This window comes from Bradyrhizobium sp. AZCC 1577 (assembly GCF_036924575.1).
Taxonomy (GTDB): Bacteria; Pseudomonadota; Alphaproteobacteria; order Rhizobiales; family Xanthobacteraceae; genus Bradyrhizobium.
In genome coordinates this window covers 6,189,565-6,215,005 of record NZ_JAZHRQ010000001.1, presented here as the reverse complement: position 1 = coordinate 6,215,005, position 25,441 = coordinate 6,189,565, and the positions used below count along the sequence as shown (strand labels likewise).

Below are 25,441 nucleotides of genomic sequence, written 5' to 3'. Positions count from 1 at the left end.
GCGCATCGGTTCTGATTTCAATCAGAACCGATAGTGCTCTAAGGTGAAAGAAAACCGCGGGAGAATCCTTCGTGCGCGCAGCCATTTTCCGCAACGGGGAAATTGTCGTCGACGAGATGCCGGAGCCGAAACCCGGTGCCGGGCAGGTGCTGGTGAAGTCGCTGGCCTGCGGCATCTGCGGCTCCGATCTGCATGCGCGCAAGCACGCGCACCGCATGGTGGAGCTCGCCAAGCATTTTCCTGGCCGCAAGCCGATGGACCTTTCGCGCGACGTCGTGTTCGGCCATGAATTCTGCTGCGAGGTGCTGGACTATGGTCCTGGCACCACGGGCAAGTTCAAGGCGGGCACCAGGGTTTGCTCGCTGCCGGCGCTGCTGACCCCGGAAGGCGCGACGGGCATCGGCTATTCCAACGACAATGTCGGCGCTTACGCCGAGCGCCTGCTGCTCAGCGAAGCCTTGCTGCTCGAAGTTCCGAACGGCCTCGCCGCCGAGCACGCCGCGCTCACCGAGCCGCTCGCGGTCGGCGTTCACGCCGTGGCAAAAGCCAACATCAGGGGAGGCGAGGTGCCCTTGGTGATCGGCTGCGGCCCGGTCGGGCTCGCCGTCATCGCAGCGCTGAAGATCAGGGGATTGCACCCGATCGTGGCCGCCGATTATTCGCCGGCACGCCGCGCGCTCGCCGAAAAGCTCGGCGCCGATGTCGTCGTTGATCCCGCACGCTCGCAGCCGTACGCGACCTGGGCCGAGCACGCCCAGATGTCGCCGGAGGAAAAGGCCGCGCGCCCGCCGCTGCAGGCGCTGTTGCCGGCGCTGAAACCCGCGCTGATCTTCGAATGCGTCGGCGTGCCCGGCCTGATCCAGCAGGTGTTCGAAGGCGCGCCGCGCGATGCGCGCATCGTCGTGGTCGGCGTCTGCATGGAGACCGACCGCTCCGAGCCGATGCTCGGCATCATGAAGGAACTCAACGTTCAATACGTGCTCGGCTACACGCCCGAGGAATTCGCCTATTCGCTCCGCCTGATCGCGGAAGGGCAGGTGGACGCCGCCTCGATGGTGACCTCCACCGTCGGCATCGACGGCGTCGCCAAGGCGTTCGCCGATCTCGCCAACCCGGAAGTGCACACCAAGATCATCGTCGAGCCGTGGCGGTGATCGTTGGAGCGCGGTCGCTTTGCCCACCCTACGGCGCCGCCCGATGTCTCGGATATTCAAGCTGCATCGCGACGAAGTCGGTTGTCTGCGTCCCGTAGCGCGCCGCAATTCCCTGTAGCGCATCGTCCAGCGCTTCCGCTGGCTTGCGATCCCCAACCGTCGACAGCAGTCGTTCGGCCGGCCAACTCGCCGCGACCTGATCGGGGTGGATACGAATGCCGCCACGACTTTGCTGCGCACCGGCGGCGCGTGCAAACGTCACCGCCTGTGAGCGATAGGTCCGCGACCAGGCATCGGTGACGAGCGCCAGTGACACCTCGTCGACGCCGCCCTTGAGTTCGATGCCGAGCTGCTCGTGCGCCCAGAACGCGGCCGTGTTGCGGATGGCCGTCAGCGCAAACGGGCGCGTGAACTTGAATGCGTCGCTCTCGTGGCGCGTATCCCACTCGGCGAGGCCGATGTCGCGGCCGACGGCGCGCGCCTTGTCGGGGCCGGCAATCGCCTCGATCAAGGTGAGCGACATCGGCATTGACGCCGTGATCCCGGTGGTCGTCGCCACGTCCTTGTCGACCACCAGCCGCCGGTCTTTGACATAGCGCATGGTGGGATGCCTGCCGCGCAACTCCTTGACGGAATACCAGTGCGTCGTGGCCTGCTTGTCGTGCAGCAGCCCGGCATCGCCGACCACCTTAGCGCCGGCGCAGACGCCGATCACGATTGCACGCTTGGCCGACTGGCTTCGGATCCATTGCAGCGCATCGGGATCGTCGTCGCGGCTCATGGCGGGGACGATGACATAGTCGGCGCCGTCAGAATGCTGCGCATCGAATTCCGCGACGGTCGCCTGCGGTTCGACCTTGAGCGTCGGATAGAGCGTCACCGGACCTGGTTTCGTCGCCAGCGTGACGACATCGGCGACGTCGGCGCGCTTGAGGATGCCATAGGGCATGAGATAGTCGGTGGTCTCGGTGGCGTCGTTGATCCCAATGATCGCGATCAGCGGGCGCTGCCGCTTCGGCGGCTTCAGCGCCGCGACCGTTGCGTCACGCTCGTCCGGCGCGATTGCCGGCGGGGCCGCGGCCGAGGGCGCCGGTGGCAACGAGAAAATCCAGGCTCCGCCGATCACGGCGACAAGCGCGACTGCGCCGAGCGCGCTCCACAATACACGTCGCGAATTCATCAGTTTGCCGGCACGCGCCTCACTCATATCGACCAACCGCAGCCTACAGCCGCAATGATCCGCCTGAAATGACGTAAATCCGGCGAAAACCGCCAAGCGCCGAGAGATGCGCTGCGCAGCGTCCGGGGAACGAGCGGCGATCGCTGCTGCCGGGATCCTCCCGGTTTTCGGGAATGTCCATCCGGCCCGGCGGCCATTGTCTCACGCGGGGTGAGGCCGCAGCTTTGCGGGCAAGCATCACGGCCTCTGGGCAAGGAGGGCTTCATGCCGTCGGACAGACGTATGTTCTTGGGCGCAGGCCTCGGCGTCACCGCCGCGCTCGCTTCGCGCGCCAGCGCCTTGGCAGCATCAGCGCAGGCGGTATCGGCAGACGGTCCGCCTCTGCCTGCCAATGTCCGCCTTGAGCCGGAGGTGCGCGCCGCCGCAGCCCATGATTTTGGCCGCCTCATCCACAAGCAACCGCGCGGCGTGCTCAGGCCCGCATCGAGCGCCGACATTTCGAGCCTGATGCGCTGGGCGAACGGCCGCGGCGTCAAGGTGGCGGCGCGCGGGCAGGGCCACTCGATCTATGGCCGCCCGCTGTCCGCGGACGGCGTTGTAGTCGATATGAGCGCGATCAACGCGATCCACGATATCCAGCACGATCGCGTCGTGGTCGACGCCGGAGCGACGTGGAAAGATCTGCTCGACGCAACCCTGGCGCAGGGACTTACGCCGCCAGTGCTGACCAACTATCTCGGCCTATCGGTCGGAGGAACGATCGCAGTGGGCGGCATCGGAGCGACGTCATCCCGGCATGGCATGCAAACCGACAACGTCATCGCGCTGGATGTGGTGACGGGCGATGGCAATGAACTGAGTTGCTCGGCGGCCAGTAACGCCGATCTCTTCGACGGCGTCCGCGCCGGCCTGGGCCAATGCGGCATCATTACACGGGCAACGCTGCGCCTGGTACGCGCTCCCGAGCGTATCAGGCGCTTTCAGCTCTTCTACCGCGATTTGCCGTCGCTGACAGCGGACCAGCGGCGCCTGCTGACGGAAGGGCGCTTCGACCAGTTGCAGGGGGCCATTCTTCCCGATGGCAGCGGCGGTTGGCGGTACCAGCTCGACGGCGCGATACCTTACGGCAGCAAGGCGGTGCTTTCCGGATTGTCGGATGAGCGCGGCGCCGCCGTCATCGCCGACCTGAGCTATCGCGAGGATGCCCTGGCGTTTGGAAAATTTGAAAATCTGCTCCGCTCCAAAGGCCAATGGACCAATCCGCAGCCCTGGCTTTTGACGTTCCTGCGCGGCAGCAACGCCGAACGGGTCGCCGGCGATATTCTGGCTGGCCTGAAGGGCGATGCTGTTGGTCCGTTGGGGCGGATAACTCTCTACCCTTTGCTCACGAGAGCGTTTCATACGCCGCTGGTTCGCCTGCCGGAGGAAGATGTTGTTTTTGTCTTCAACCTCATTCGCATCCCCGCATCGAACGATGCGGCGGCGGCGGAGCGGATGGTTGCGGCAAATCGTACGCTCTACGATCGCGTTCGCGAAGCCGGCGGCGTTCAGTATCCGGTCGGTGCCTTCGCCATGTCGCCTGGCGATTGGGAGGTTCACTTTGGATCAAGCTGGCCGCAGCTTCGCGAAGCCAAGCGGCGCTACGATCCACAACATCTGCTGGCGTCCGGATATAATGTATTCTGACGTGCTGAGCTAAAGCAGATCGGTCTTCAGGCTGCTCGTCAGAAAATCCGAGAAACGCCGGACACGCTCCAGCGGCGCCCGTGTCGGAGGCCAGACCAACTGGATCTGCATTCCCTCGGGTTCGAATTCCGGCAGAACGATCGTGAGCGCGCCCTGCGCGACAAGATCGCTGATCTGCCACAGCGGCAGCCGGGCAAGGCCGGCGCCTTCGCGCGCGGCAGCCCGGATCGAAGCGGCGCTGTTTGAACGAAAGCGGCCGTGCACCCTGATCGACTGCAGCCGGCCGTCGATCCGAAACGTCCATTTGTCGATGACCTCGGCGCCGGCCCGCAAGATGCAGGCGTGCCGCTCGAGATCGCCTGGATGCTGCGGCCGGCCATGTTCGGCGAAATAGGACGGCGCGCCGACGATGACCACGCGCAGCGTATGCAACCGCCGTGCGATCAGGGATTCATCGGCGGAGTCGCCGATCCGCACGGCGATATCGAGGCCCTCAGCGACGAGATCGACCTGCTCGTCGGAGGCGCGAAGCTCGACATCCACGTTGGGATAGAGCTTTAGAAAACGGCTGACGATTGGCGCCACGTAGGACGACGCGAACAAAATGGGCGCACCGATTTTCAACGGCCCCAGAATTTCGCCGCGCAGGTTGGCTGCCTCGGCCCGCGCCTCGATGATTTCTGCAACCGCCGGCTTGATGCGTTCGTAAAATACCCGCCCGGCCTCGGTTGGCTCCGACCGCCGCGTGGTGCGTTTGACGAGCTCGACGCCGAGCGCACGTTCCAGCGCCATCAGCGATCGGTTGAGGGATTGCAACGGGCGCCGAAGATGACGTGAGGCCGCCGCTTGGCTGCCCTTCTCGATGACTGCGAGGAAGGCTTCGAGATCGTCCAACCGTTCCAATTCGATATACCGTGTCTGATATACCGCCCCTTCTGATGCTGCATCGAACATCCAGCGATTGCAAGGTCGGCAGGGCCGACCAGGCAAATCACTTCTGATTTTCAGAAATCGTGTCAAGCCCAAGAATCAGAAATATTCCGCTTCACGCGAGAGGCAAATCAGCCGCATATTTCCGCCCGTCTCACCCATTGAGGGGCGCTCGCGATCGTCACGACCGTGCGGTGAGATGCGATGGACGCGGAAGGCGCAAGACGTAGGCGCCTGACGCGTACGGCGAAGTCGTGTGGTTCGGGCGCCGCGGTGCTGGCGTTAAGCTGCGTGAAACTATTTGCGCAGCGACGGAGGCAAAAGAGCCGTTCTCCGGGAAGCGCACGAAGTAAGCCGTAGAGCCATTGCGCAGGGAAGGCCGGGATGCTCCCGCTGTACCTGTATGCTCGTGTGCGCTTTTGCTATGCGCAATGGCACACGAGACCGCGGGTGCAGCCAGCACCCGGTCTTCCCTGCGCCCTCTGATCAGAGGGCGGGAAGTTGAGAGCAAACCTCGGGCGCATCGTGCCGCGAGAACGCGGAGTCATATTTGTATCGCGACTATCCCCATCTCCGTCGTCCCTGCGAACGCAGGGACCCATAGGCCGCGGCGGGTGTTGTCTTGGGAGGATGATCGACGGCTTTGCTTCAACAATGCAGATCTGTGGTTATGGGTCCCTGCGTTCGCAGGGACGACAGCTACACCGGCAGCGCAATCGAATACTTCACCTGGCTCAGTGCAAAGCTCGACTCGATCGAAGCGATGCCGTCGAGCCGCGTCAGCTTGGTCTTCAGGAACGCTTCATAGGAGGAGAGGTCGGCCGCCACGACGCGCAGGAGGTAGTCGCGATTGCCGGTCATCAGATAGCACTCCAGCACTTCGTCCCATTTCGAGATCGCTTTGGCAAAGCGGTTGAGGTCTTCCTCCTTCTGCCGCGCCAGCTTGATCGAGATGAAGACGCTGACATGGAGCCCCAACGATTTCTGGTCGACGGTCGCAATGTAGCGGGTGATGACGCCGCGCTCTTCCAGAAGCTTGACGCGGCGATGGCAGGGCGACACGGACAGGCCGACCTTGTCGGCGAGCTCCTGCATGGTCATGCGGCTGTCGGATTGCAGCAGGGCAAGAATCTTGCGGTCGATGGCGTCGAGGGAGGGCATTGGGATGAACTCAGGGTTTGGAGGCGGATTGTGGGAAACTATCCCAATATCGGGCGGTATGTCGCAGGAAATTGAGAATTTTGGTAGCCCACCGCCCGCTAAAATCGGCGCATACTGAACGCCTCCGGAGCATGGCCATGCCGATCGAGCCCGCACGCCTGGAAATGCTGACCGCGCTGGCGCGCAAGGTTTTGTGGTTGTCGTCATGGACCATCCATCACGCCAATCACGTCAGGCCTAACGTCGATGGTTTGAAGGTCGGTGGACATCAGGCGTCATCCGCCTCGCTCGCCAACATCATGTCGGCGCTGTATTTCTCAGTGCTACGGCCGCAGGACCGCGTCGCGGTGAAGCCGCATGCGAGCCCGGTGTTTCACGCCATCCAATATCTGTTCGGCCACCAGACCCGCGACAAGCTGGAAAATTTCCGCGGCTTCAAGGGCGCGCAATCCTATCCGTCGCGCACCAAGGACGCCGACGACGTCGATTTCTCAACCGGCTCGGTCGGCCTCGGCGTCGCGCAAACCCTGTTCTCCTCGCTGGTGCAGGATTACGTCACTGCCCACGGCTGGATGAAGGAGCGCCCCGAGGGGCGGATGATTGCGCTCGTTGGTGACGCCGAGATGGACGAGGGCAATATTTTCGAGGCGCTGCTCGAGGGCTGGAAGCATGCGCTGCGCAACACCTGGTGGGTGGTCGATTACAACCGCCAGAGCCTCGATGCGGTCGTCCGCGAAGGGCTGTGGGCGAAGTTCGAGACGATGTTTCGCAATTTCGGCTGGGAGGTTGTGATTGTGAAATACGGCCGCCTGATGCAGGCGGCATTCGCCGAGCCTGGCGGCGAGGCCTTGCGACGCTGGATCGATAGTTGCCCGAACCAGATGTACGCCGCGCTATGCTTCCAGGGCGGTGCGGCGTTTCGCAAGCACTTGCAGGACGACATCGGCGATCAGGGGCAGGTCTCGCAACTGATCGACCGCCGCAGCGACGACGAATTGCTGGCGCTGATGTCCAATCTCGGCGGACACGACATGGCCAGCATGATCGAGGCGTTTGAATCGATCGATCACGATCGGCCCGTCTGCTTCATCGCCTACACCATCAAGGGCGTCGGCCTGCCAATGCAGGGCCACAAGGACAACCACGCCGGCCTGATGACGGTGGCGCAGATGGAGAAGTGGCGCGCCGCGCAGAACATCCGATCCGGCCATGAATGGGACAAGTTCGAAGGCCTGTCACAGACGCCGGCCGAGCTCGAAGCATTTTTGGCGGCAGCGCCCTTCAACCAGGAAGGCCGCCGCCGCCTGACCGCGCCAGTGATCGAAGTGCCCGAGCGGCTTACTTTCAAGCCGGCGGCGCAGATGTCGACGCAGCAGGGTTTTGGGCTGGTGCTCAATGAGCTCGCGCGCGGCGATACCGAACTGGCCGCGCGCATCGTAACCGCATCGCCTGATGTCACCGTCTCGACCAATCTCGGCGCCTGGGTCAACCGCCGCGGGCTGTTCGCCAAAGCCGAAAACCACGACCTGTTCCGGCAGGAGAAGATCCCGTCCGCCTATAGTTGGGAGTTCTCGCCGAAGGGGCAGCACCTCGAGCTCGGCATCGCCGAGATGAACCTGTTCATCATGCTGTCGGCGCTCGGGCTGTCGCATCAGATTAACGGCGAGCGGCTGCTGCCGGTCGGCACGTTGTACGATCCTTTTATCGAGCGCGGCCTCGATGCGCTGAACTACGCCTGTTACCAGGACGCGCGCTTCATGGTGGTGGCGACGCCATCCGGCATCACGCTGGCGCCGGAAGGCGGCGCACATCAGTCGATCGCCACGCCCTTGATCGGCATGGCGCAGGACGGGCTGGCTTCGTTCGAGCCGGCGTTCGTCGATGAACTTGCCGTGATCATGGGGTGGGGCTTTCGCCACATGCAGCGCGAAGACGGTGAGGGCGGTTCGGTCTATCTGCGGCTGTCGACCCGCACGGTCGACCAGCCGCAGCGCATCATGACGCCGGCCTTGCAGAGCGACATCACCGCGGGCGCTTACTGGCTGCGCGAGCCAGGCGCCAATTGCGATATCGTGATCGCCTATACCGGCGCGGTCGCGCCCGAGGCGATCGAGGCGGTGGGCTTGATCGGCGAAAGCCACCGCGATGTCGGTTTACTGGCGGTAACCTCCGCGGACCGGCTGCATGCGGGTTGGTCCGCTGCGCGGAACCTGCGCCGTGACCGCCGTGGCATCCAGCATCTCAGTCATATCGAAAAGCTGCTGGCGCCGCTGTCGCGCGATGGCGGCCTCGTCACCGTGATCGACGGCCATCCGGCCGCGCTCGGCTGGCTCGGCAGCGTCCGCGGCCACCGCACTGAAGCGCTCGGCGTCGAGCAGTTCGGCCAGACCGGCACGATCGGCGACCTCTACCGCCACTACGGCATCGACGCCAACGCCATCATCGACGCCGCAGAAAGCCTGACGGTAGGTGCGCCGGTGCGGCATCGGAAGATGGCGGTGTAGCCGTCATCCCTGCGAACGCAGGGACCCATAACCACAGGGAGTAGTTGCGTCAGGAGGTATCTGCCAGCGTGCCCAGAGATAGGCCGCGGCGTATGGGTCCCTGCGTTCGCAGGGACGACGGTGAGGTACGCACCTTGCCACCCTCACACCGCCGTCCTTATATCCAGCGCCTGCCGCATTGCGGCACCCCGCATATGGCGGGTTCAACTGCCTTGGCTTTCGTGCAAGGATGCCTGCCGAACGCTTCCGTTCCTCCCTCCATTGCTCCGAGATTAAAGAGGTTTCCGATGGTCAATCGCATGCAATTCTACATCGATGGCGCCTGGGTCGATCCTGTCGTCAAGAAGTCCACACCCGTCGTCAATCCGGCGACCGAAGAAACGATGTATGAAGTTGCGCTCGGCTCCAAGGCCGACCTCGACAAGGCCGTTGCCGCCGCCAAGCGCGCCTTCGTGTCCTATTCGCAGACCAGCCGCGAAGAGCGCATTGCGCTCTTCGAAAAGATCATCGAGATCTACAAGGGCCGCATGAAGGAGATCGGCGCCGCCGTGTCCGACGAGATGGGCGCGCCGCTGCCGATGGCCGAACGGCTGCAGGCCGGCGCCGGCCTCGGCCACATCGCCTCCACGCTCGAGGTGTTGAAGAACTATCATTTCGAGGAGACGCTTCCTTCGGCCGTCGTCGTGCGCGAGCCGGTCGGCGTCGTCGGCATGATCACGCCCTGGAACTGGCCGCTCAACCAGATCGCCTGCAAGGTCGCGCCCGCGCTCGCCGCCGGCTGCACCATGATCCTGAAGCCTTCGGAATTCACGCCGACCTCGGCCCTGATCTTCGCGGAAATCCTCCATGAAGCGGGCGTACCGAAGGGCGTGTTCAACCTGCTCAACGGCCTTGGCCCCGAAGTCGGCGCCGCGATGGCCGAGCATCCGGACATCGACATGATCTCGTTCACGGGCTCGACCCGCGCCGGCGTCGACGTCGCCAAGCGCGCTGCGCCCACCGTGAAGCGCGTCAGCCAGGAACTCGGCGGCAAGTCGCCGAACGTCATCCTCGAAGGCGCCGACCTCACCAAGGCCGTCACCGGCGGCGTGATGCACATGTTCAACAACTCCGGACAGTCGTGCAACGCGCCATCGCGGATGATCGTGCCGCTGTCGAAGATGAAGGAAGTCGCCGCCATCGCCAAGGGTGTCGCCGACAAGACCAAGGCAGGTGATCCGCGCGCTGAGGGCACCACCATCGGCCCCGTCGTCAATCGCGGCCAGTGGGACAAGATCCAGGCGCTGATCAAGAAGGGCATCGACGAAGGCGCAACGCTGGTGGCCGGTGGTCCGGGGCTGCCTGAGGGCGTCAACAAGGGCTTCTATGTCCGCCCGACCATCTTCGCCGACGTCACCAACGAGATGACGATCGCGCGCGAGGAAATCTTCGGGCCGGTGCTGACGATCATCGGCGCCAAGGATGAAGCCGATGCGGTGCGCATCGCCAACGACACGCCCTATGGTCTCGCCGGTTACGTCTCCGGCGATACGGTAGAAAGCGCGCGTCGCGTCGCCCGCCAGATCCGCGCCGGCAACGTCAACCTGCAGGGCGTGCCGAACGACCGTACCGCGCCGTTCGGCGGCTACAAGCAGTCCGGCAATGGCCGCGAATGGGGCAAGTACGGCCTCGAAGAATATCTCGAGGTGAAGGCGGTCGCCGGCTACAACGCGGCGTAAATTGATGCGGCGCTCGCGCCGATCGTGAAAGATGCCGGCTGCGGAACCGCGGCCGGCATTTTTTTGACCAGAATCGTCGGCAAGCTGAAGCCAACGTCAATGCGCGCCGATACTGCGACGATCTAACAAGAAAAGTGTGGAGGATGCCCGTGAAGAAGATTGCCGTTGCGCTCGTCGCGCTGATGTCGCTGACTGTCGCCGCGGAGGCTCAGACGCCGAAGGACCTGATCGCGGCCCTCAAGGTAAAGTGGAACACGCCGACCGAGCCGTTCAAGATGATCGGCAACGTCTATTATGTCGGAACCGACGGCCTGGCCTCCTATCTGATCACATCGCCGCAGGGCCATATCCTGATCGATACGGTAATGCCGGAATCAACGACGCAGATCAAAGCGAACATCGAGAAACTCGGATTCAAGATCACCGACGTCAAATATCTGCTCAATACTCACGCGCACATCGATCACACCGGCGGCCTCGCCGAAATGAAGCAGGCCAGCGGCGGCCAGATGGTCGCCGGCGAAGCCGACAAGCCGCTGCTTGAAGGCGGCTACTATCCGGGCGCGCGGGAAGACACCTCGCTCGCGTTTCCGCCCGTTAAGGTCGATCGCACGGTTCGGGAAGGCGACACGGTCACCGTAGGTGACGTCACGTTGACCGCCCGCGAAACCCCCGGCCATTCGCCGGGCTGCACGAGTTGGTCGTTCTCGGTAAAGGACGGTGATGCCACGCGCTCGGTCCTCATCTTCTGTAGCGGCACGGTGGCGCTGAACCGCCTCGCCGGCAACCCGACCTATTCCGGAATCGTTACCGATTACCGGAAGACGTTCGTGCGGGCAAAGGACATCAAGCCGGACGTTCTGCTCGCGCCGCATCCGGAAATGTACAAGATGGCGGAGAAGCGCGCCAAGCTCGCTGAAGGTGGACCCAATCCGTTCGTCAGCCCCGGCGAGTTCAACACCTATGCGGCGACGCTGGAGAAGGCGTTTGAAGACGCGCTTGCCAAGCAAACCGCCGCCGCGCAGGAAAAGAAGGGGTGAACGAAGGCAGGGCTCTGCCCGCGTGGAACCGCGCAAGTGGTTAATGCAAAGCTGCCGAAGGACAGCCTCGGATCTCGCAGCCGCAAGGAGACGGTACGAAAGAACGCAATTCGAATGGATTTCGTCGATCGAATAAATCAATCGTTCGTCTTCTACCTTCACTATACCGCGTCAGTTGGGTCTGTTGTTGGGCAGGTATGAAGACTTTCCTCTGGATTACGCGGACAACGCTGCGCGCGACGCTTTGGCAGAGCACCGCCCCCGAGCGTTCGGTCTCGGTGTTCACCGTCCTCGTCTTCGCGACCTTAGCGATGGGTTCTGAGGCTGCGCGCCAATATCTTGCGATCGCTGGTCCGGCGGCCTTCAGCCTCTATGGCATCAATTCGATTGTCGCTGCGATGGCGGTCTTCGTCGCGGCCGCCTCGTTGTTTGTTTCAAGGGATCGTGCGGTCGTCCTGGCGCAGCTTGCGGCGCTGGCCGCGCTTCTGGAATGGCTGCTGATCGCTGCCAGCCGCGTACCGGTCCCTATCTATAATCCGATGCCGGGCATCTGGACCGAATCGGACAAGGTGGTCCTTGCCATCATTATCGTGGTGGTCTGGTGGATCGGTGCAGTTGCCGCCATCTTCCGCGGCGCTGGCATCAGACCTTATCAGAGTCCGGTGCTACGGGCCTTCTGGTTATGTGCGGTGGCCGGATCGGCGATTGTCGCCTTGCCAGCATACCCGACCTTCGTCGGCGGCGATTTCAACCTGTCATCCTACAATATCTGGGAATGGGGTTACGCGAGATTGTTCAAGCCTCCTTCAGCGGACGATTCGGCTCCAATCGACGCCGCGGCGGTCGAGCTCTCGCAGCCACATCTTGTCGAAGCCGAAATCAAGAAGCTGTTGCCCGAGCGCAAGGGCAGAACCGACATCTATGCCATCGGCATTGCAGGCTGGTCCGACCAGGACGTGTTTATCAAGGAATTGAACAGCGGTTTGTCGATCCTGAGCAGGTCGCTCGGCATGGATCGCGGTGCGATGCGGCTTGTGAACCATCGCGATACCCTTGCGACCACCCCGGTGGCTACACGCACGAACTTTGCCGCCGCCGCGCATGCCGCTGCTGGGATCATGAACAAGGACGAAGACATCCTGGTCGTCTTCATCACGTCGCACGGTGGGCCGATGGGCGTCGGACTCTTCCTGGGGAACGCCATGACCGCGGTGCTTGGGCCGGATCATGTCGCATCCGTTCTCGATCGTGAAGGCATCCGGAATCGGGTGGTGATCGTTTCAGCGTGCTATTCTGGCATATTTGCCAAGCGGCTTGCGTCGGCGGACAGCATCGTCCTGACGGCCGCGGACGAAAACAGCACGTCATTCGGCTGCTCCAACGAGCGCGAATGGACCTATTTCGGCGATGCCTTCTTCAATCAAAGCCTCGGCGAGAGCGTGTCGCTGGAACAGGCTTTCGAAGATGCAAAGGTGAAGATCTCGCAATGGGAGGCCCGCGACGAGCTGCCTCCGTCGTCTCCGCAGGGCCATTTCGGCGCGGCGATTTCCGAGAAACTTGCGAAGCTGAAGCTCGGCAAAAAGATGCAGGCGTCCACCGAGGACCGTTAGCTTTTCGGAGGGCTTATCGATCGCGTCAGCCGCCGGGCGCGCCTTGCGTGTTCACGTAGAGCGCGTAGATCGACTGGCTTGCGGCCATGAACAGTCGGTTGCGCTTGACCCCGCCGAAGCAGAGGTTGGCGCAGCGTTCGGGCAGTGCGATGCGGCCGATCATGACGCCGTCGGGAGCGAACACGACCACGCCGTCGAGTTCGGGATCGCCCATGCCCCAGCCGCACCACAGATTGCCGTCGATGTCTATTCGAAAACCGTCCGGCGTGCCTGGTCCCGCATCGACAAACACGCGCTTGTTGGACAGCTTGTCGCCGGAAGGCGAGACGTCATAAGCGAGGATCTTGCGGTTGGGCACACCACGGGACTCGATGATATAGAGGATTTTTTCGTCCGGCGAGAAAGCGAGCCCGTTCGGTCCCAGCACGCCCTCGGCGACGATGGTGGCTTTGCCGGTCGCGATATCCAGCCGATAGACATTGGCGTCGATCTCGGGTTCGGCCTTGTAGCCCTCATAGTTGCCGAGGAGGCCGAACACCGGATCGGTGAACCAGATCGAGCCGTCGGACTTCACCACGACGTCGTTCGGAGAGTTCAGCCGCTTACCGTCGAAGGAATCGATCAGCACCGTGATCGAACCGTCATATTCGGTGCGCGTCACCCGCCGCCCGCCGTGCTCGCAGGTGACCAGGCGTCCCTGCCGATCACGGGTGTTGCCGTTGGCGAAATTCGACGGCTTGCGGAAGATGCTGACCGCGCCGGTCTCCTCCTCCCACTTGATGATACGCTGGTTCGGGATGTCGCTGCACAACAGATATCGCCCGTCGCCGAACCACACCGGCCCTTCGGCCCAGCGCAACCCTGTGGTCAGCCGCTCCACCGCCGACAGCTTGAGCCAATACTTCTCAAAGCGCGGATCGAGCGCGCGGATGGCCGGATCGGGATAAGAAGTGGCCGGGCGCCAGCCGGCTGAATGCGATGCTGCATCGGACATTTGCTGTTCTCGTTGGTGCGTTCCCAGAGCGTTTGGGTTAGCTATCATTACCTGCTAATGACCGCAAATCGATCGCGAGACTAAGAGGAAACAAATGCCACGCATATTGATGACCGGCGCCGCCGGCGGGATCGGCACATCCTTGCGCAAGCTGTTGCCGCCGATCTATCCGGACCTGCTGCTGAGCGACTTGAAGCCGCCGGCCGATCTCGGCAAGGACGAGAAGTTCAAGCCGGCCGATCTCGCAGACATGGCGCAGGTCGAGGCGATCTGCGAAGGCATCGATGGCATCCTGCATTTCGGCGGCTACTCGGTGGAAGGTCCGTGGGATTCGATCCTGCAGTCCAACATTATCGGCGGCTACAATCTGTTCGAAGCGGCGCGGAAAAAAGGCGTCAAGCGCGTGGTGTTCGCCTCGTCGAATCACGCGGTCGGCTTCTATCCGCGCCATCACCGGATCGGCACCGATGTCACCGCACGGCCCGACAGCCGCTACGGCGTCAGCAAGGTGTTCGGCGAGGCGGTCGGCGCGCTCTATGCCGACAAGCACGGCCTTGGCGTCACCTGTATCCGCATCGGCAATTTCGGCGAGATGCCGCTCGACCACCGCCGCCTGTCAATCTGGCTGAAGCCGGAGGACCTGGTGCAGCTCTGCCGCATCGGGCTCGATCATCCCGACATTCACTTCGAAATCTTCTACGGCGCCTCCTACAACGAGCGCGCCTGGTGGGACAACCATCGCGCCTACGAGCTCGGCTATCGGCCGACCGGCCGGGCTGAGGATTTCCGCGAGCATGCGATGGCCGAGCAGGCCAAGTTAAAAGCGGATCCGGTCGGCGATTACTACCAGGGCGGCACGTTCTGCAGCATGGAGTTCGACGGCGACGAGAGCCGGATCGTGGATTGGAGCAAGCGCTAGCGCTTGCCCTCATCCTCGGCGATCCGCCCGAGATAATCCGACTTGCTGAACTGCATATGATCGACGCAGAGCTGCGCCAGCGCCCAGTTATCGCGGCCCTTCAACAGCTCGATCATCAATTCATGCTGCCGGCGTGACAGTGCCAGTCCCGCCCTGTCGGCGAGATTCTTGGCGCGCATCGGCAGCGTCAGGTTCATGTAATCCTGCAGCGAGCGCACCAGATACGGGTTGCCGCAGGCGGAGAACAGCGCGAGGTGAAACGCATCGTTGGTCTCGTGAATGCCGCGCAAATCCTGCGCGTCGGCCCTGGCGCAATATTGCCGCTGCAGCTCGTTCAACTGCTCGATCAGGCTGGCCGGGGCGGGCAGCGCAATCATCAGCGCCGCCTGCCGCGTCAGCATTTCCCGGACCTCGTAGATCTGGCGCACCTCCGCGGCCGAATAGAAACGCACGGTGGCGCCGATGTTTTTTTCGCGCCGCACGATGCCTTGGCGTTCGAGTTGGAATAGCGCCTGGCGGACGAAATGCCGGCTGGCGCCGTAGCGCTGCATCAGCGTGTCCTCGACCAGCCGCGAGCCTGGCGCGAAGCGGCCAAAGATGATGTCCTCTTCCAGCCGGCGGATGACTTCCGCCTGTTCCTCCTCGCGTGAGAGGGCAGGCGTTTCGGTGGACGTTTGCTGCGGCTTCATCGCAAGGCCTCCCAGCCCGACAGCCGATAGCAATCCTCGACGCGGGCTTGATCTGATATGCTCTCCCAGGCGATGAGATGATGGCGGCTCACCATCCGGCCCCGACGACGCCAGTGCGCAACGGTTGGTTCATGAGCGCGTTTCCAGTTGGACGGAAAGTCAGCACGCAAGCGCATTATTGTCAATAATACCGCGGTATATTGGGCGCCGTACCCCGCTGGCGGCGCCAAATGATCGAATATTGACAATAATCTGCCGGGCTCCTTAAGTGCCCATCGACGACGACAGGAAGAAGAAAATGGCCGATGGACTTCGCAAGGGACTGACGAGTTATGGCGATGCTGGCTTCTCGCTATTCCTGCGCAAGGCCTTCATCAAGGCCATGGGCTACTCGGATGATGCGCTGAACAGGCCGATCGTCGGCATCACCAATACCTACAGCGACTACAATCCCTGTCACGGCAATGTTCCGCAGATCATCGAAGCGGTGAAGCGCGGCGTGATGCTGTCGGGTGCGATGCCGATGGTGTTCCCGACGATTTCGATCGCCGAGAGCTTTGCCTATCCGACCTCGATGTACCTGCGCAATCTGATGGCGATGGACACCGAGGAGATGATCCGCGCGCAGCCGATGGACGCCGTGGTCGTGATCGGGGGATGCGACAAGACGTTACCGGCGCAGATCATGGCCGCAGTCTCGGCCGATCTGCCGACCGTCGTCATTCCGGTGGGCCCGATGGTGGTCGGGCATCACCGGGGCGAGGTGCTCGGCGCCTGTACCGATTGCCGCCGGCTCTGGGCGAAATATCGCGCGGGCGAAATCGATGACGTCGAGATCGAAGCCGTCAACGGCCGGCTGGCGCCTTCGGTTGGCACCTGCATGGTGATGGGCACCGCCAGCACCATGGCGTGCATCACCGAGGCACTCGGGCTGTCGCTGCCGATGAGCGCGACGATCCCGGCGCCGCATGCCGAACGTTTTCGTTCGGCCGAGGCGAGCGGCAGGGTGGCGGCCGGAATGGCGAAAGCCAAGGGACCGAGGCCGAGCGAGATTCTGACGTCGGCATCGTTCCGCAACGCGCAGGTCGTGATGCAGGCGATCGGCGGCTCGACCAATGGCCTGATCCATCTCACCGCGATCGCCCATCGCTCGCCGCACAAGATCGACCTCGAGACATTCGACAGGCTCGGCCGCGAGGTGCCGGTGCTCGTCGATCTGAAACCATCGGGCGAGCATTACATGGAGCATTTCCATCATGCCGGCGGCGTGCCGAAGTTGATGGCGCAACTTGGCGATCTCGTCGATCTCGACGCCAAGACCATCACCGGCCAAACGCTGCGCGACGTTGTCGCTGGCGCGGAAGATGTTCCGGGACAGGACGCCATCCGTCCGCGCGACAATCCGATCAAGGCCGAAGGCGCAATGGCGGTACTGCATGGCAACCTCGCGCCGCGTGGCGCCGTCATCAAGCAATCGGCGGCGAGCCCAAAACTGCTGCAGCACACCGGGCGCGCCGTGGTATTCGAATCGGTCGAAGACATGACGCTGCGGGTCGACGATCCCGATCTCGACGTCAACGCCGACGACGTGCTGGTGCTGCGCAACGCCGGCCCCAAAGGCGCGCCGGGCATGCCGGAAGCGGGCTATCTGCCGATCCCGAAGAAGCTTGCGCGTGGCGGCACCAAGGACATGGTGCGGATATCGGACGCGCGGATGAGCGGAACGGCGTTCGGCACCATCGTGCTGCACATCACGCCGGAGTCGGCCGTGGGTGGGCCGCTGGCGCTGGTGAAGAATGGCGACATGATCCGGCTCGACGTCGCCAAGCGTAGCATCGACCTGCTCGTCGACGAGGCGGAGCTGGAAAAGCGGCGAGCGGCGCTGGCACCGGCCGTGACGCCCGATTGGGCCAAGCGCGGCTATGCGCAACTGTTCAACGAGACGATCCTGCAGGCCGACGAGGGTTGCGATTTCGATTTCATGCGCGGGCAGGGGAAGGACTAGCTTGTCGAACCAAGCTGTCGTCCCTGCGAACGCAGGGACCCATACCGCGTTGCTCTCGCGGTTAGAACAAGACGGCTGACGCCTTCGAAAACAACGAACGCTTGTGGTTATGGGTCCCTGCGTTCGCAGGGACGACAGCTAGTTTACTTGCTCGGCGCTCTCATTTCGATTTGCTGGTGAACTTCTTCACCGCAACGCGAAATTCATCCGTTTGCATAGCATTGATGATCTTCGCCTCCTCGGCATCGAGCTGCTGCTTGGTCGGCGTGACCGCGGCCTGATAGACCAGCGACTTGGTGCCGCTGATCGCCGCTGGCGGGTTCTGTGCCAGCCGCTCGGCGAATTTGCGCGTTTCAGCCTTCAACTCTGCCGCCGGAACGACGCGGGCGACCAGGCCCCACTCATAGGCCTGCTGCGCGGTAAAACTGTCTTCGGCCAGAAAGATCTGCAGGGCTCGGCGGGTGCCGACGGTACCGACCATGCCGACCGTGCTGCCGCCATCCGGCGAGACGCCGATCTTCGCATAGGCCGGCGTGAAACGGGCGTCGTCGGCTGCGATGCACAGATCCGTGACGAAGGCGAGCCCCATGCCGGCGCCGGCGGCGGAGCCGTGGACGCTCGACAGCACGATCTTGGGCATCCGCCGCACGGCTTCGATGAAGGCGTGGTAGTGCTTCAACAGTTCCCCGACCACGGGCGCAACGGTGTCGTTCGCAGCGGCGGCGCCGATGGTCTGCAGGTCGCCGCCGGCCGAGAAGGCGCGGCCTTCGCCCTCTATCACCAGCACCCTTACGTCGTCATTGCCTTCGACCTCCGCGCCGAGTTGCTCGAGCTTTTGCGCGATCGACAGATTGATCGAGTTGAAAGCGGCGGGGCGATTGAGCGTGATCGTGGCAATCGGGCCCTCGATCCTGAGCAGGGCAGGGGCGGCGGTATCATCGGAAGTCGACATGGCAAGGCCTCCGTGGCGCGCGGATGGGCCGAACATTTAAATAGAGAAGGCAACAGGTGACAATCCCCGGCCAGGCCCGCAAAATGCGGCAAAGGCCGCCCTCAAGGCCGCCACCGCCCTTGCGTCTGTTCGTATCATGAGGTCAGATAGCGCCCGTCATCGTTCGGGACGGACACGAGCGCCGCTCCCAAGGGACGAGGCAGGCAAGCCAAAATCACTGGAGAGGAAACGACATGGGTCATTCCCGTGCGCTCGAACGTAGGATGTCCCTATGACGGCAGGAGCGGTTGTCATCATCGGCGCGGGCCACGCCGGCTATCAGGTTGCGGCCTCGCTGCGCCAGCACGGCTTTTCGGAACGCATCGTGTTGTTGAACGATGAAGGCCATCTGCCCTACCAGCGCCCGCCGCTGTCCAAGGCCTATCTGAAAGGAACCGGCGGGCCCGACAGCCTGATGTTCCGGCCGGAAAAATTCTATCTCGACCAGAAGATCGACCTGATCTCCGATCGCGCGGTGTCCATCGACCGCGCCGCCCGCAAGGTGGCGCTCGCCTCCGGCGCTTCGCTCGATTACGGCCATCTGGTGCTGGCGACCGGCGCGCGCAACCGCCTGCTCGACATTCCCAACGCCAATCTCGACAGCGTGCGTTACTTGCGCACGCTCGACGAAAGCCAGTCGCTGCGCGACTACATCACCGAAGGCCAGCGCGTCGTCGTCATCGGCGCCGGATTTATCGGGCTGGAGTTCGCAGCGACGGCCCGGGCCAAGGGCCTCGAAGTCGACGTCGTCGAACTCGCCACGCGCGTGATGGCGCGCGCGGTGACGGCAGAGATTTCGGAATTCTTCCAGGCGCGCCATACCGCGGCGGGCATTCGTATTCATCTGGGCGTGCAAGTCACCAGCATCGAGAGCGACGGCCACAAGGTCACGGGCGTCAGCCTCAGCGATGGCCGGCACTTGAAAGCCGACCTGATTGTGGTCGGCGTTGGCGTGTTGCCGAATGTGGAACTGGCGGCGGACGCCGGCCTTCCGGTCGCGTCGGGCATCATCGTCGATGAGCACCTGCTGACCGCCGATCCCAATATCTCGGCGATCGGCGACTGCGCGCTGTTTGCGAGCCCGCGTTTCGGCGGCTCACTGCGGCTGGAGTCGGTGCAGAACGCTACCGACCACGCGCGCTGCGTCGCGGCCCGGCTGACCGGCGATGCCAAGCCGTATGACGGCCTGCCCTGGTTCTGGAGCGATCAGGGGCCCGACAAGCTCCAGATTGCGGGACTAACCACCGGCTACGACCGTGTGGTGGTCCGCGGCGATCAAGCCAAAGCGGCATTCTCGGCTTTTTGCTACAGGGGCGGGCAACTCGTCGGCATCGAATCCGTCAATCGCGCGGGCGATCACATGTTCGGACGGCGCCTGCTTGCCGCCCATGGCTCGATCACGCCCGAGCAGGCTGCCGACGCGAGCTTCGACCTGAAGGGTGCACTGACTTAGCCCACCCTGCGAAGTCAGGCTACGAGCGCAAAACCGCCGCCACCTCCGCCGCCGTCGGCATCGACGGCGCGGCGCCCATTCGCTGCACGCAGATCGATGCGGCAGCATTGGCGTATTCAAGCGCGTCGCGGAATACCTTGCCGTTGGCAAGCTGCGCAGCGAGGGCGCCGACGAAACAATCGCCGGCGCCGGTGGTGTCCACGGCCTTTACGGCCCGTCCCGCAATCAGCGAGGGCTCGCCGCCGACAAGCGCGAGCACGCCGCGCTTGCCGAGTGTAACGCAGATGATTTTCTCGGAGCCCGTCGGCAGGCGCCGCGCCGCTTCGACGAATCGGGAAGGGTCGTCAGTGTCGTGAAGCTCGGTCTGCGCGAGAAGCCCCAGCTCGGTTTCGTTGAGAACAAGGATGTCGACGAGATCGAGCAGTTCGTGGCCGCAGACGGTCGCCGGCGCCGGATTGAGGATGGTGGTCGCGCCGGCCGCGCGTGCCCGTTTGAAGAAGGCGATGATCGTGGCTTGCGGAATTTCGAACTGACTCACGGCAACGTCGCCTTTGGCAAGCACGGGGGCTGTGACATCCCCGACGCTGACCAGCGCGTTGGCGCCGGGTACGACGACGATAGTGTTGTCGGCGTCGGCGATGGTGATCACGGCCGTTCCGGTATGGACATTCGCGGTGTCCTTGACCAGGGCGAGGTCGACGCCTTGGGCGGTGAGAAACTGCCGCAATTGCTGGCCGAACGCATCCGCGCCCAGCCGGCCGATCAGCGTTGACGGTGCGCCGAGTTTTGCGGCGGCCACGGCCTGGTTGGCGCCCTTGCCGCCTGGAAAATAATGCACCGCTTGGCCTGCGACGGTCTCGCCGACCTTCGGATGGCGGTCGGCCGTCGCCACCACATCCATGTTGATGCTGCCGGCGACGAACACGCGCCCCATGCGTACTAACCCCCGTTCGCTTCCTCAGGCGCTGACCTGAAACTCCCGCGTGATCGCCTCGATGTCGGCGAGCGTTGGCAGGCCGGCCTCGTTGCCGAGACGCTGGACCTTGAAGGTCGAGGCGGCGCGCGCAAGCTCGAAATGCTCCTGCCAGCTTTTAGCGGGATTGGCGAGATAGGAATAGACATAGGCGCCGTGGAAGACGTCGCCTGCGCCGTTGGTATCGATAACGCGTTCGGGTGTAACCGGAAGTGCGGGAAGGCGGCGGACGGCGCCGGTCTCGTCATACCAGAGCAGGCCCTTCTCGCCCATGGTGACGCCGCCGATCCGGCATCCGCGGCTCTTCAGATAATCCAGCATGGCCTCCGGCGTCTTGTCCATCTGTTCGCACAGCCGTTCGGCCACGATCGCGACATCGATGAATTCCAGCAGCTCATGGGTGTTGGTGCGCAGGCCGCCGCCGTCGAGCGATGTCAGAATGCCGTCCTCGCGGCAGAGTTTGGCATAATGGATTGCAGCGTCCGGCTGATGGCCGTCGACATGCAGCGCGCGGCAGCCCTTCAAGTTCAGCATCGGGAAGGGATGAATGTGCTCGTCGTCGCGGCAGCGTACGATGGCGCGTTTGCCGTCTTTCGGCATGATGAACGACAGCGACGAGGAGTTGACTTTGCGTGGATGGATCGAGATGCCGTATTTCGCGGCCATGTCCTGAAACATGCGGCCGAGCCAGTCGTTGGCCATGGTCGCGATCAGGTCCGGCACGATCCCGAGCTTGGCGCAGCAGAACGCCGCCGTCACGGCGTTGCCGCCAAACGATACCGCGTAGGCCGAGGCCACATGTTTTTCGTCGCCGGTCGGCATGTGGTCGGTGATGAAGGTAACGTCGATATAGGTCTGTCCGATGAAGAGGGCCTGCATGCGTTTTCCGTCATGTCCTGCAGAGTGTTGGGCGAAGATGGTCCCGGCGCGGCGCACACACATTAGCACTGGTTATCGGATGCATTCGCTGAAATTATTCGCAACCGTGCCGTCTTTGCTGCTTGAGATCGGAGTATAGAGGAGACTGCGACCGCCCTTAAGGGGGGCTTGGGCATACCGTCGTATAACGGCTGACGGCTGCCCGGGTTTCCCTACCGGCGCGACAAAAGTGGAGAAAATGATGACGGTTTATTCCGGTCCCGTGTTCGACATGGCGGTTAATCAGTTTGGCGTCATCGCCAACCATCTGGAAATCCCGATGGATGAGCGCGGCCGCATCCTGATGCCGAAGCGGGCGGTTACTGTCTCTTGCCCGATCCACCGCGACGATGGCACGGTCGCAGTATTTGAAGGCTATCGTGTCCAGCACCATCTCACCCTCGGTCCGACCAAAGGCGGCACGCGGTTTGCACCCTCTGTCGATATCGGCGAGGTCGCGGCGCTCGCGATCTGGATGAGCTGGAAATGTGCCCTTGTCGGTTTGCCCTATGGCGGTGCCAAGGGCGGCGTCAATGTCGATCTCTCCACCATTTCCAAGCGCGAATTGGAGGGGCTGTCGCGCCGCTACATGCAGGAGATGATCCCGTTCGTCGGTCCGCATACCGACGTGATGGCGCCGGACATGGGCACCAACGAGCAGGTGATGGCCTGGTTCATGGACACCTATTCGATGTACCAGGGCCAAACGGTGACCGAGATCGTGACCGGCAAGCCGGTCTCATCAGGCGGTACGCTCGGCCGTCGCGAAGCAACCGGGCGCGGCGTCGCCTATCTCGCCAAGCGGGTGCTCAAGGAGCTATCGATCAATCCGGGCAGCGCGACCGCCGTGATCCAGGGCTTTGGCAATGTCGGCTCCTACGCCGCGCTGGAACTGCAACAATATGGCCTGAAGATCATCGCGGTCAGCGATCACACCGGCGCGCTGCATGATCCGAAGGGACTGGATATCCCGGCATTGATGCGACATGCGGGCGCGCATGGAAGTATCGCCGGGTTCTCCAACGAGTTGACTTTCGATCCCGAGCAAATCTTCACGCTGCCCTGCGACGTGCTGGTGCCGGCGGCGATGGAGCGGGTGATCGATGCCAGGGTCGCCGAGAACCTGAAGTGCCGCGTGCTGGCCGAGGGCGCCAATGGGCCGACCACGCCGGAAGCCGATCTGGTGCTGGAGAAGCGCCAGGGTGAAGTGTTCCTGATCCCCGACATTCTCTGTAATTCCGGCGGTGTCGTGGTCAGCTACTTCGAATGGGTGCAGGACCTGCAGCAATTGTTCTGGGAGGAAGAGGAGGTGACGCGGCGCGAATATGCGATCCTCGATCGCGCCTTCGACCAGATGCTGCAGCGGGCCAAAGCCGACAAGATCCCGCACCGCACGGCGGCGATGGCGATCGGCGTCGAGAAGGTGCGCGCCGCCAAAAACGTCCGGGGACTGTTTCCGTGATCACCGGCCTAGATCACGTCGTCGTTCTCACCGGCGACATCAACGCAGCCTCCGCCGCTTACCAGACCTTGTTTGCCCGCGCACCGGCTTGGCAGAACAGCGGGGACGGCGCTGACCGCGTCCTGTTCACGCTCGACAACACCACGCTGGAATTGATGGCGCCGAGCGGCGAGGGTGCCAATGCCGAGCGCATTCGCAGCGTTCTTGCCGCGCAAGGCGGGGGGCTCGCAAGCATCTGCTTCAGAACCAGCGACATCGCCAAAATGCATCGCAGGCTCGACCGGCTGACGCTGAAGCCGGACGTGATCGCCGACGTCGAAAGCCGCGACGCGGTCTCGGGTGCTGTGTTGTCGTGGAAGCGCACGCGCGCGGCAACAGATGCCACGCGCGGCGTCCGCATGTTTTTCCTCGAGCGCGACAAGGAGCGCCCGCTGTCGGTTAGAACCACGCCCGGATCGATCACGGCGCTGGACCATGTCGTGGTCTCGACGTCGGACCCGGAACGGGCCGCAGCGCTCTACGGTGCGCGGCTCGGCCTCGACATGGCGCTCGACCGCTCGCACCACGATTGGGGCCGGCTGATGTTCTTCCGCTGCGGCGACCTCATCGTCGAGGTCACGCACCGGCCGGGCAAGGAGACGGATACGCCGCAGGACAAATTTCAAGACAAACTTCAAGACAAGCTTCGCGGCCTGTGCTGGCGTGTCACCGACATCGACGCCACCCATGCGCGGCTCGTACAGGCCGGCGTCGACGTCTCGGAAGTCCGCACCGGCCGCAAGCCGGGAACGCGGGTCATGACGGTGCGGAACGGCACATGCGGGGTCCCCACGCTGCTGGTGCAGCCGTCGGCGGGAAAGCCCGACTGAAGTTCACCCTCCCCTGGAGGGGGAGGGTCGACGCTCATGAAATGAGCGGCGGGGTGGGGTGAAGGTCTCTCCACATCCAACAGTGCCCGAGTGGAGAGATCACCCCACCCCGTCTCACGTTTCGCTGCGCTCAACGTGAGCCGACCCTCCCCCTCCAGGGGAGGGTGAAGGAAACGCCGCGCGATTCATTCTCAAACGCTTCCCTGCATGCTACAGCTTGCCCGATGCGACCAACGGGCGATTGATTTGGCAAAGGCAAAACGCGTTCAGAAATGGCAGCGCGACCCCGAGGGGATGCGGCTTCGCATTCTCGAGGCCGCCAAGCAGGAATTCGCCGCCCATGGCCTAGCCGGCGCGCGCGTCGATCGCATCGCGGCCAACGCCGGCGCCAACAAGCGCATGCTGTACTACCACGTCGGCAACAAGGAAGATCTCTACCTCGCGGTGCTGGAAGGCGCCTATGAGAAGATCCGTTCCGAGGAGCGCGGGCTCGATCTCGAACACCTCGATCCGCCCGAGGCGATCGAACGGCTGATCGATTTCACCTGGAACTATTTCCTTCGCAACCCGGAATTTTTGGCGCTGCTCAACACCGAGAACCTTGCAAAGGCGCGCCATCTGAAGCGCTCGACCAAGGTGAAGTCGATGCACTCGCCGTTCGTCGAGATGATCCGCACCGTGGTGACGCGCGGCGTCGAAAGCGGCGATTTCCGCGTCGCCGTCGATCCCGTCCAGCTCTATATCTCGATTGCCGCGCTGTGCTTCTTCTATCTCTCCAACAGCGCGACGCTTTCCGTGATCTTCGGCCGCGACCTCCTGAAGAAGGAAGCGAGGGACGAGCGCCTGGCGCATATGGTCGCGCTGGTGCTGGCGGCGCTGACGGGGAAATCGACCGCGGATTTCGGCAAGCCTGCGACACCGGGCGTGCGGCCGCCAGCGCATCAGCCGGTCTAACCGTCGTTCCTGCGAACGCAGGAACCCATAACCACCGATCTTGATTGTCGTGCCCGGGACGGCGGCCTCAGCCTTCGCAAAACAGTCGCCTGTGGTTATGGGCCCATGCGTTCGCAGGGGCGACGGGGTCGTGACGCCGGGGGCGTTTGCAAGGCGACGGAACAGGCCATTTCGCCGCACAAAAACCCGCTTGCCAGTATTTATCCAACGGGTTAATTTCCCGCCATAAGA

20 protein-coding genes are annotated in these 25,441 nt (G+C 63.3%); 12 read left to right on the top strand and 8 right to left on the bottom strand.

Translation table 11 applies throughout. The features are described from left to right. Positions 1-71: 71 nt before the first annotated feature. Entirely contained in the window at positions 72-1,154 is a 1,083-nt protein-coding gene (locus tag V1278_RS29455; RefSeq protein ID WP_334383111.1) for a zinc-binding dehydrogenase, read from the top strand. A 28-nt stretch (positions 1,155-1,182) separates the two neighbouring features. On the opposite strand, the gene V1278_RS29450 is transcribed toward V1278_RS29455, so the two are convergent. Continuing rightward, positions 1,183-2,334 carry a DJ-1/PfpI family protein gene (locus V1278_RS29450; protein ID WP_334383110.1) on the bottom strand — a complete coding sequence of 384 codons (1,152 nt, stop codon included), beginning with the start codon at positions 2,332-2,334 and terminating at the stop codon, positions 1,183-1,185. 264 nt (positions 2,335-2,598) lie between these two features. On the opposite strand from V1278_RS29450, the gene V1278_RS29445 reads away from it, so the two are divergent. Further along, positions 2,599-4,020, top strand: coding sequence for an FAD-binding protein (locus V1278_RS29445; RefSeq protein ID WP_334383109.1), 1,422 nt, complete (start codon positions 2,599-2,601; stop codon positions 4,018-4,020). Between the two features lie 9 nt (positions 4,021-4,029). Here V1278_RS29445 and V1278_RS29440 read toward each other — a convergent pair whose 3' ends face one another. Next, positions 4,030-4,923 carry a LysR family transcriptional regulator gene (locus tag V1278_RS29440; protein WP_334383108.1) on the bottom strand — a complete coding sequence of 298 codons (894 nt, stop codon included), beginning with the start codon at positions 4,921-4,923 and terminating at the stop codon, positions 4,030-4,032. A 726-nt stretch (positions 4,924-5,649) separates the two neighbouring features. Continuing rightward, positions 5,650-6,111 (bottom strand): Lrp/AsnC family transcriptional regulator, encoded by a 462-nt coding sequence (locus tag V1278_RS29435; protein WP_057844495.1) that lies wholly within the window; start codon positions 6,109-6,111, stop codon positions 5,650-5,652. A gap of 137 nt (positions 6,112-6,248) precedes the next feature. Here V1278_RS29435 and V1278_RS29430 point away from each other — a divergent pair, with 137 nt between their 5' ends. From V1278_RS29430 to V1278_RS29415, 4 genes are all read left to right on the top strand, one after another. Next, positions 6,249-8,615 carry a transketolase gene (locus tag V1278_RS29430; protein ID WP_334383107.1) on the top strand — a complete coding sequence of 789 codons (2,367 nt, stop codon included), beginning with the start codon at positions 6,249-6,251 and terminating at the stop codon, positions 8,613-8,615. A 287-nt stretch (positions 8,616-8,902) separates the two neighbouring features. Next, entirely contained in the window at positions 8,903-10,333 is a 1,431-nt protein-coding gene (locus V1278_RS29425) for an aldehyde dehydrogenase family protein (protein WP_334383106.1), read from the top strand. A gap of 149 nt (positions 10,334-10,482) precedes the next feature. Continuing rightward, the gene (gene bla / locus V1278_RS29420; RefSeq protein ID WP_334383105.1) at positions 10,483-11,373 is read left to right on the top strand and encodes a subclass B3 metallo-beta-lactamase; all 891 of its coding nucleotides are present in this window, start codon (positions 10,483-10,485) and stop codon (positions 11,371-11,373) included. Between the two features lie 197 nt (positions 11,374-11,570). Continuing rightward, entirely contained in the window at positions 11,571-12,983 is a 1,413-nt protein-coding gene (locus V1278_RS29415; protein ID WP_334383104.1) for a C13 family peptidase, read from the top strand. Between the two features lie 25 nt (positions 12,984-13,008). On the opposite strand, the gene V1278_RS29410 is transcribed toward V1278_RS29415, so the two are convergent. Further along, positions 13,009-13,977, bottom strand: coding sequence for an SMP-30/gluconolactonase/LRE family protein (locus tag V1278_RS29410; protein WP_334383103.1), 969 nt, complete (start codon positions 13,975-13,977; stop codon positions 13,009-13,011). Between the two features lie 94 nt (positions 13,978-14,071). Between V1278_RS29410 and V1278_RS29405 the strand changes: the two genes are divergently transcribed. After that, positions 14,072-14,896 (top strand): NAD-dependent epimerase/dehydratase family protein, encoded by an 825-nt coding sequence (locus tag V1278_RS29405; protein WP_334383102.1) that lies wholly within the window; start codon positions 14,072-14,074, stop codon positions 14,894-14,896. Here V1278_RS29405 and V1278_RS29400 read toward each other — a convergent pair. After that, positions 14,893-15,585 carry a GntR family transcriptional regulator gene (locus V1278_RS29400; protein ID WP_334383101.1) on the bottom strand — a complete coding sequence of 231 codons (693 nt, stop codon included), beginning with the start codon at positions 15,583-15,585 and terminating at the stop codon, positions 14,893-14,895. The genes V1278_RS29405 and V1278_RS29400 overlap by 4 nt on opposite strands. A gap of 298 nt (positions 15,586-15,883) precedes the next feature. On the opposite strand from V1278_RS29400, the gene V1278_RS29395 reads away from it, so the two are divergent. Then, positions 15,884-17,590: an IlvD/Edd family dehydratase gene (locus V1278_RS29395; protein ID WP_334383100.1), complete on the top strand. Its 1,707-nt coding sequence runs from the start codon at positions 15,884-15,886 to the stop codon at positions 17,588-17,590. Between the two features lie 160 nt (positions 17,591-17,750). On the opposite strand, the gene V1278_RS29390 is transcribed toward V1278_RS29395, so the two are convergent. Then, the gene (locus V1278_RS29390) at positions 17,751-18,542 is read right to left on the bottom strand and encodes an enoyl-CoA hydratase/isomerase family protein (protein ID WP_334383099.1); all 792 of its coding nucleotides are present in this window, start codon (positions 18,540-18,542) and stop codon (positions 17,751-17,753) included. Between the two features lie 271 nt (positions 18,543-18,813). Between V1278_RS29390 and V1278_RS29385 the strand changes: the two genes are divergently transcribed. After that, on the top strand, positions 18,814-20,034 hold the full coding sequence (locus V1278_RS29385) for an NAD(P)/FAD-dependent oxidoreductase (protein ID WP_334383098.1): 1,221 nt from the start codon (positions 18,814-18,816) through the stop codon (positions 20,032-20,034). Positions 20,035-20,053: 19 nt separating this feature from the next. On the opposite strand, the gene V1278_RS29380 is transcribed toward V1278_RS29385, so the two are convergent. Beyond that, on the bottom strand, positions 20,054-20,968 hold the full coding sequence (locus V1278_RS29380) for a ribokinase (RefSeq protein ID WP_334383097.1): 915 nt from the start codon (positions 20,966-20,968) through the stop codon (positions 20,054-20,056). Positions 20,969-20,992: 24 nt separating this feature from the next. After that, the gene (locus V1278_RS29375; protein WP_028350106.1) at positions 20,993-21,886 is read right to left on the bottom strand and encodes a sugar kinase; all 894 of its coding nucleotides are present in this window, start codon (positions 21,884-21,886) and stop codon (positions 20,993-20,995) included. 241 nt (positions 21,887-22,127) lie between these two features. Here V1278_RS29375 and V1278_RS29370 point away from each other — a divergent pair, with 241 nt between their 5' ends. The 3 genes from V1278_RS29370 (at position 22,128) to V1278_RS29360 (ending at position 25,210) form a co-directional block, all read left to right on the top strand. After that, positions 22,128-23,387 (top strand): Glu/Leu/Phe/Val family dehydrogenase, encoded by a 1,260-nt coding sequence (locus tag V1278_RS29370; RefSeq protein WP_334383096.1) that lies wholly within the window; start codon positions 22,128-22,130, stop codon positions 23,385-23,387. Continuing rightward, a complete protein-coding gene (locus V1278_RS29365) occupies positions 23,384-24,256 on the top strand; it encodes a VOC family protein (RefSeq protein ID WP_334383095.1) in 873 nt (290 codons plus the stop codon). The genes V1278_RS29370 and V1278_RS29365 overlap by 4 nt, the downstream gene beginning before the upstream one ends. Positions 24,257-24,502: 246 nt before the next feature. Next, positions 24,503-25,210 carry a TetR/AcrR family transcriptional regulator gene (locus V1278_RS29360; protein WP_334367703.1) on the top strand — a complete coding sequence of 236 codons (708 nt, stop codon included), beginning with the start codon at positions 24,503-24,505 and terminating at the stop codon, positions 25,208-25,210. Positions 25,211-25,441 lie beyond the last annotated feature (231 nt).

What these genes read in the sequence shown, in the direction of transcription:
- V1278_RS29445 (WP_334383109.1), top strand. Translation starts at nt 2,599, where the DNA reads ATGCCGTCGGACAGACGTATGTTCTTGGGCGCAGGCCTCGGCGTCACC.
- V1278_RS29375 (WP_028350106.1), bottom strand. Translation starts at nt 21,886, where the DNA reads ATGCAGGCCCTCTTCATCGGACAGACCTATATCGACGTTACCTTCATC.
- V1278_RS29425 (WP_334383106.1), top strand. Translation starts at nt 8,903, where the DNA reads ATGGTCAATCGCATGCAATTCTACATCGATGGCGCCTGGGTCGATCCT.
- V1278_RS29385 (WP_334383098.1), top strand. Translation starts at nt 18,814, where the DNA reads ATGACGGCAGGAGCGGTTGTCATCATCGGCGCGGGCCACGCCGGCTAT.
- V1278_RS29370 (WP_334383096.1), top strand. Translation starts at nt 22,128, where the DNA reads ATGACGGTTTATTCCGGTCCCGTGTTCGACATGGCGGTTAATCAGTTT.
- V1278_RS29390 (WP_334383099.1), bottom strand. Translation starts at nt 18,542, where the DNA reads ATGTCGACTTCCGATGATACCGCCGCCCCTGCCCTGCTCAGGATCGAG.
- V1278_RS29430 (WP_334383107.1), top strand. Translation starts at nt 6,249, where the DNA reads ATGCCGATCGAGCCCGCACGCCTGGAAATGCTGACCGCGCTGGCGCGC.
- V1278_RS29400 (WP_334383101.1), bottom strand. Translation starts at nt 15,585, where the DNA reads ATGAAGCCGCAGCAAACGTCCACCGAAACGCCTGCCCTCTCACGCGAG.
- V1278_RS29450 (WP_334383110.1), bottom strand. Translation starts at nt 2,334, where the DNA reads ATGAATTCGCGACGTGTATTGTGGAGCGCGCTCGGCGCAGTCGCGCTT.
- V1278_RS29380 (WP_334383097.1), bottom strand. Translation starts at nt 20,968, where the DNA reads ATGGGGCGCGTGTTCGTCGCCGGCAGCATCAACATGGATGTGGTGGCG.
- V1278_RS29410 (WP_334383103.1), bottom strand. Translation starts at nt 13,977, where the DNA reads ATGTCCGATGCAGCATCGCATTCAGCCGGCTGGCGCCCGGCCACTTCT.
- V1278_RS29395 (WP_334383100.1), top strand. Translation starts at nt 15,884, where the DNA reads ATGGCCGATGGACTTCGCAAGGGACTGACGAGTTATGGCGATGCTGGC.
- V1278_RS29435 (WP_057844495.1), bottom strand. Translation starts at nt 6,111, where the DNA reads ATGCCCTCCCTCGACGCCATCGACCGCAAGATTCTTGCCCTGCTGCAA.
- V1278_RS29415 (WP_334383104.1), top strand. Translation starts at nt 11,571, where the DNA reads ATGAAGACTTTCCTCTGGATTACGCGGACAACGCTGCGCGCGACGCTT.
- V1278_RS29405 (WP_334383102.1), top strand. Translation starts at nt 14,072, where the DNA reads ATGCCACGCATATTGATGACCGGCGCCGCCGGCGGGATCGGCACATCC.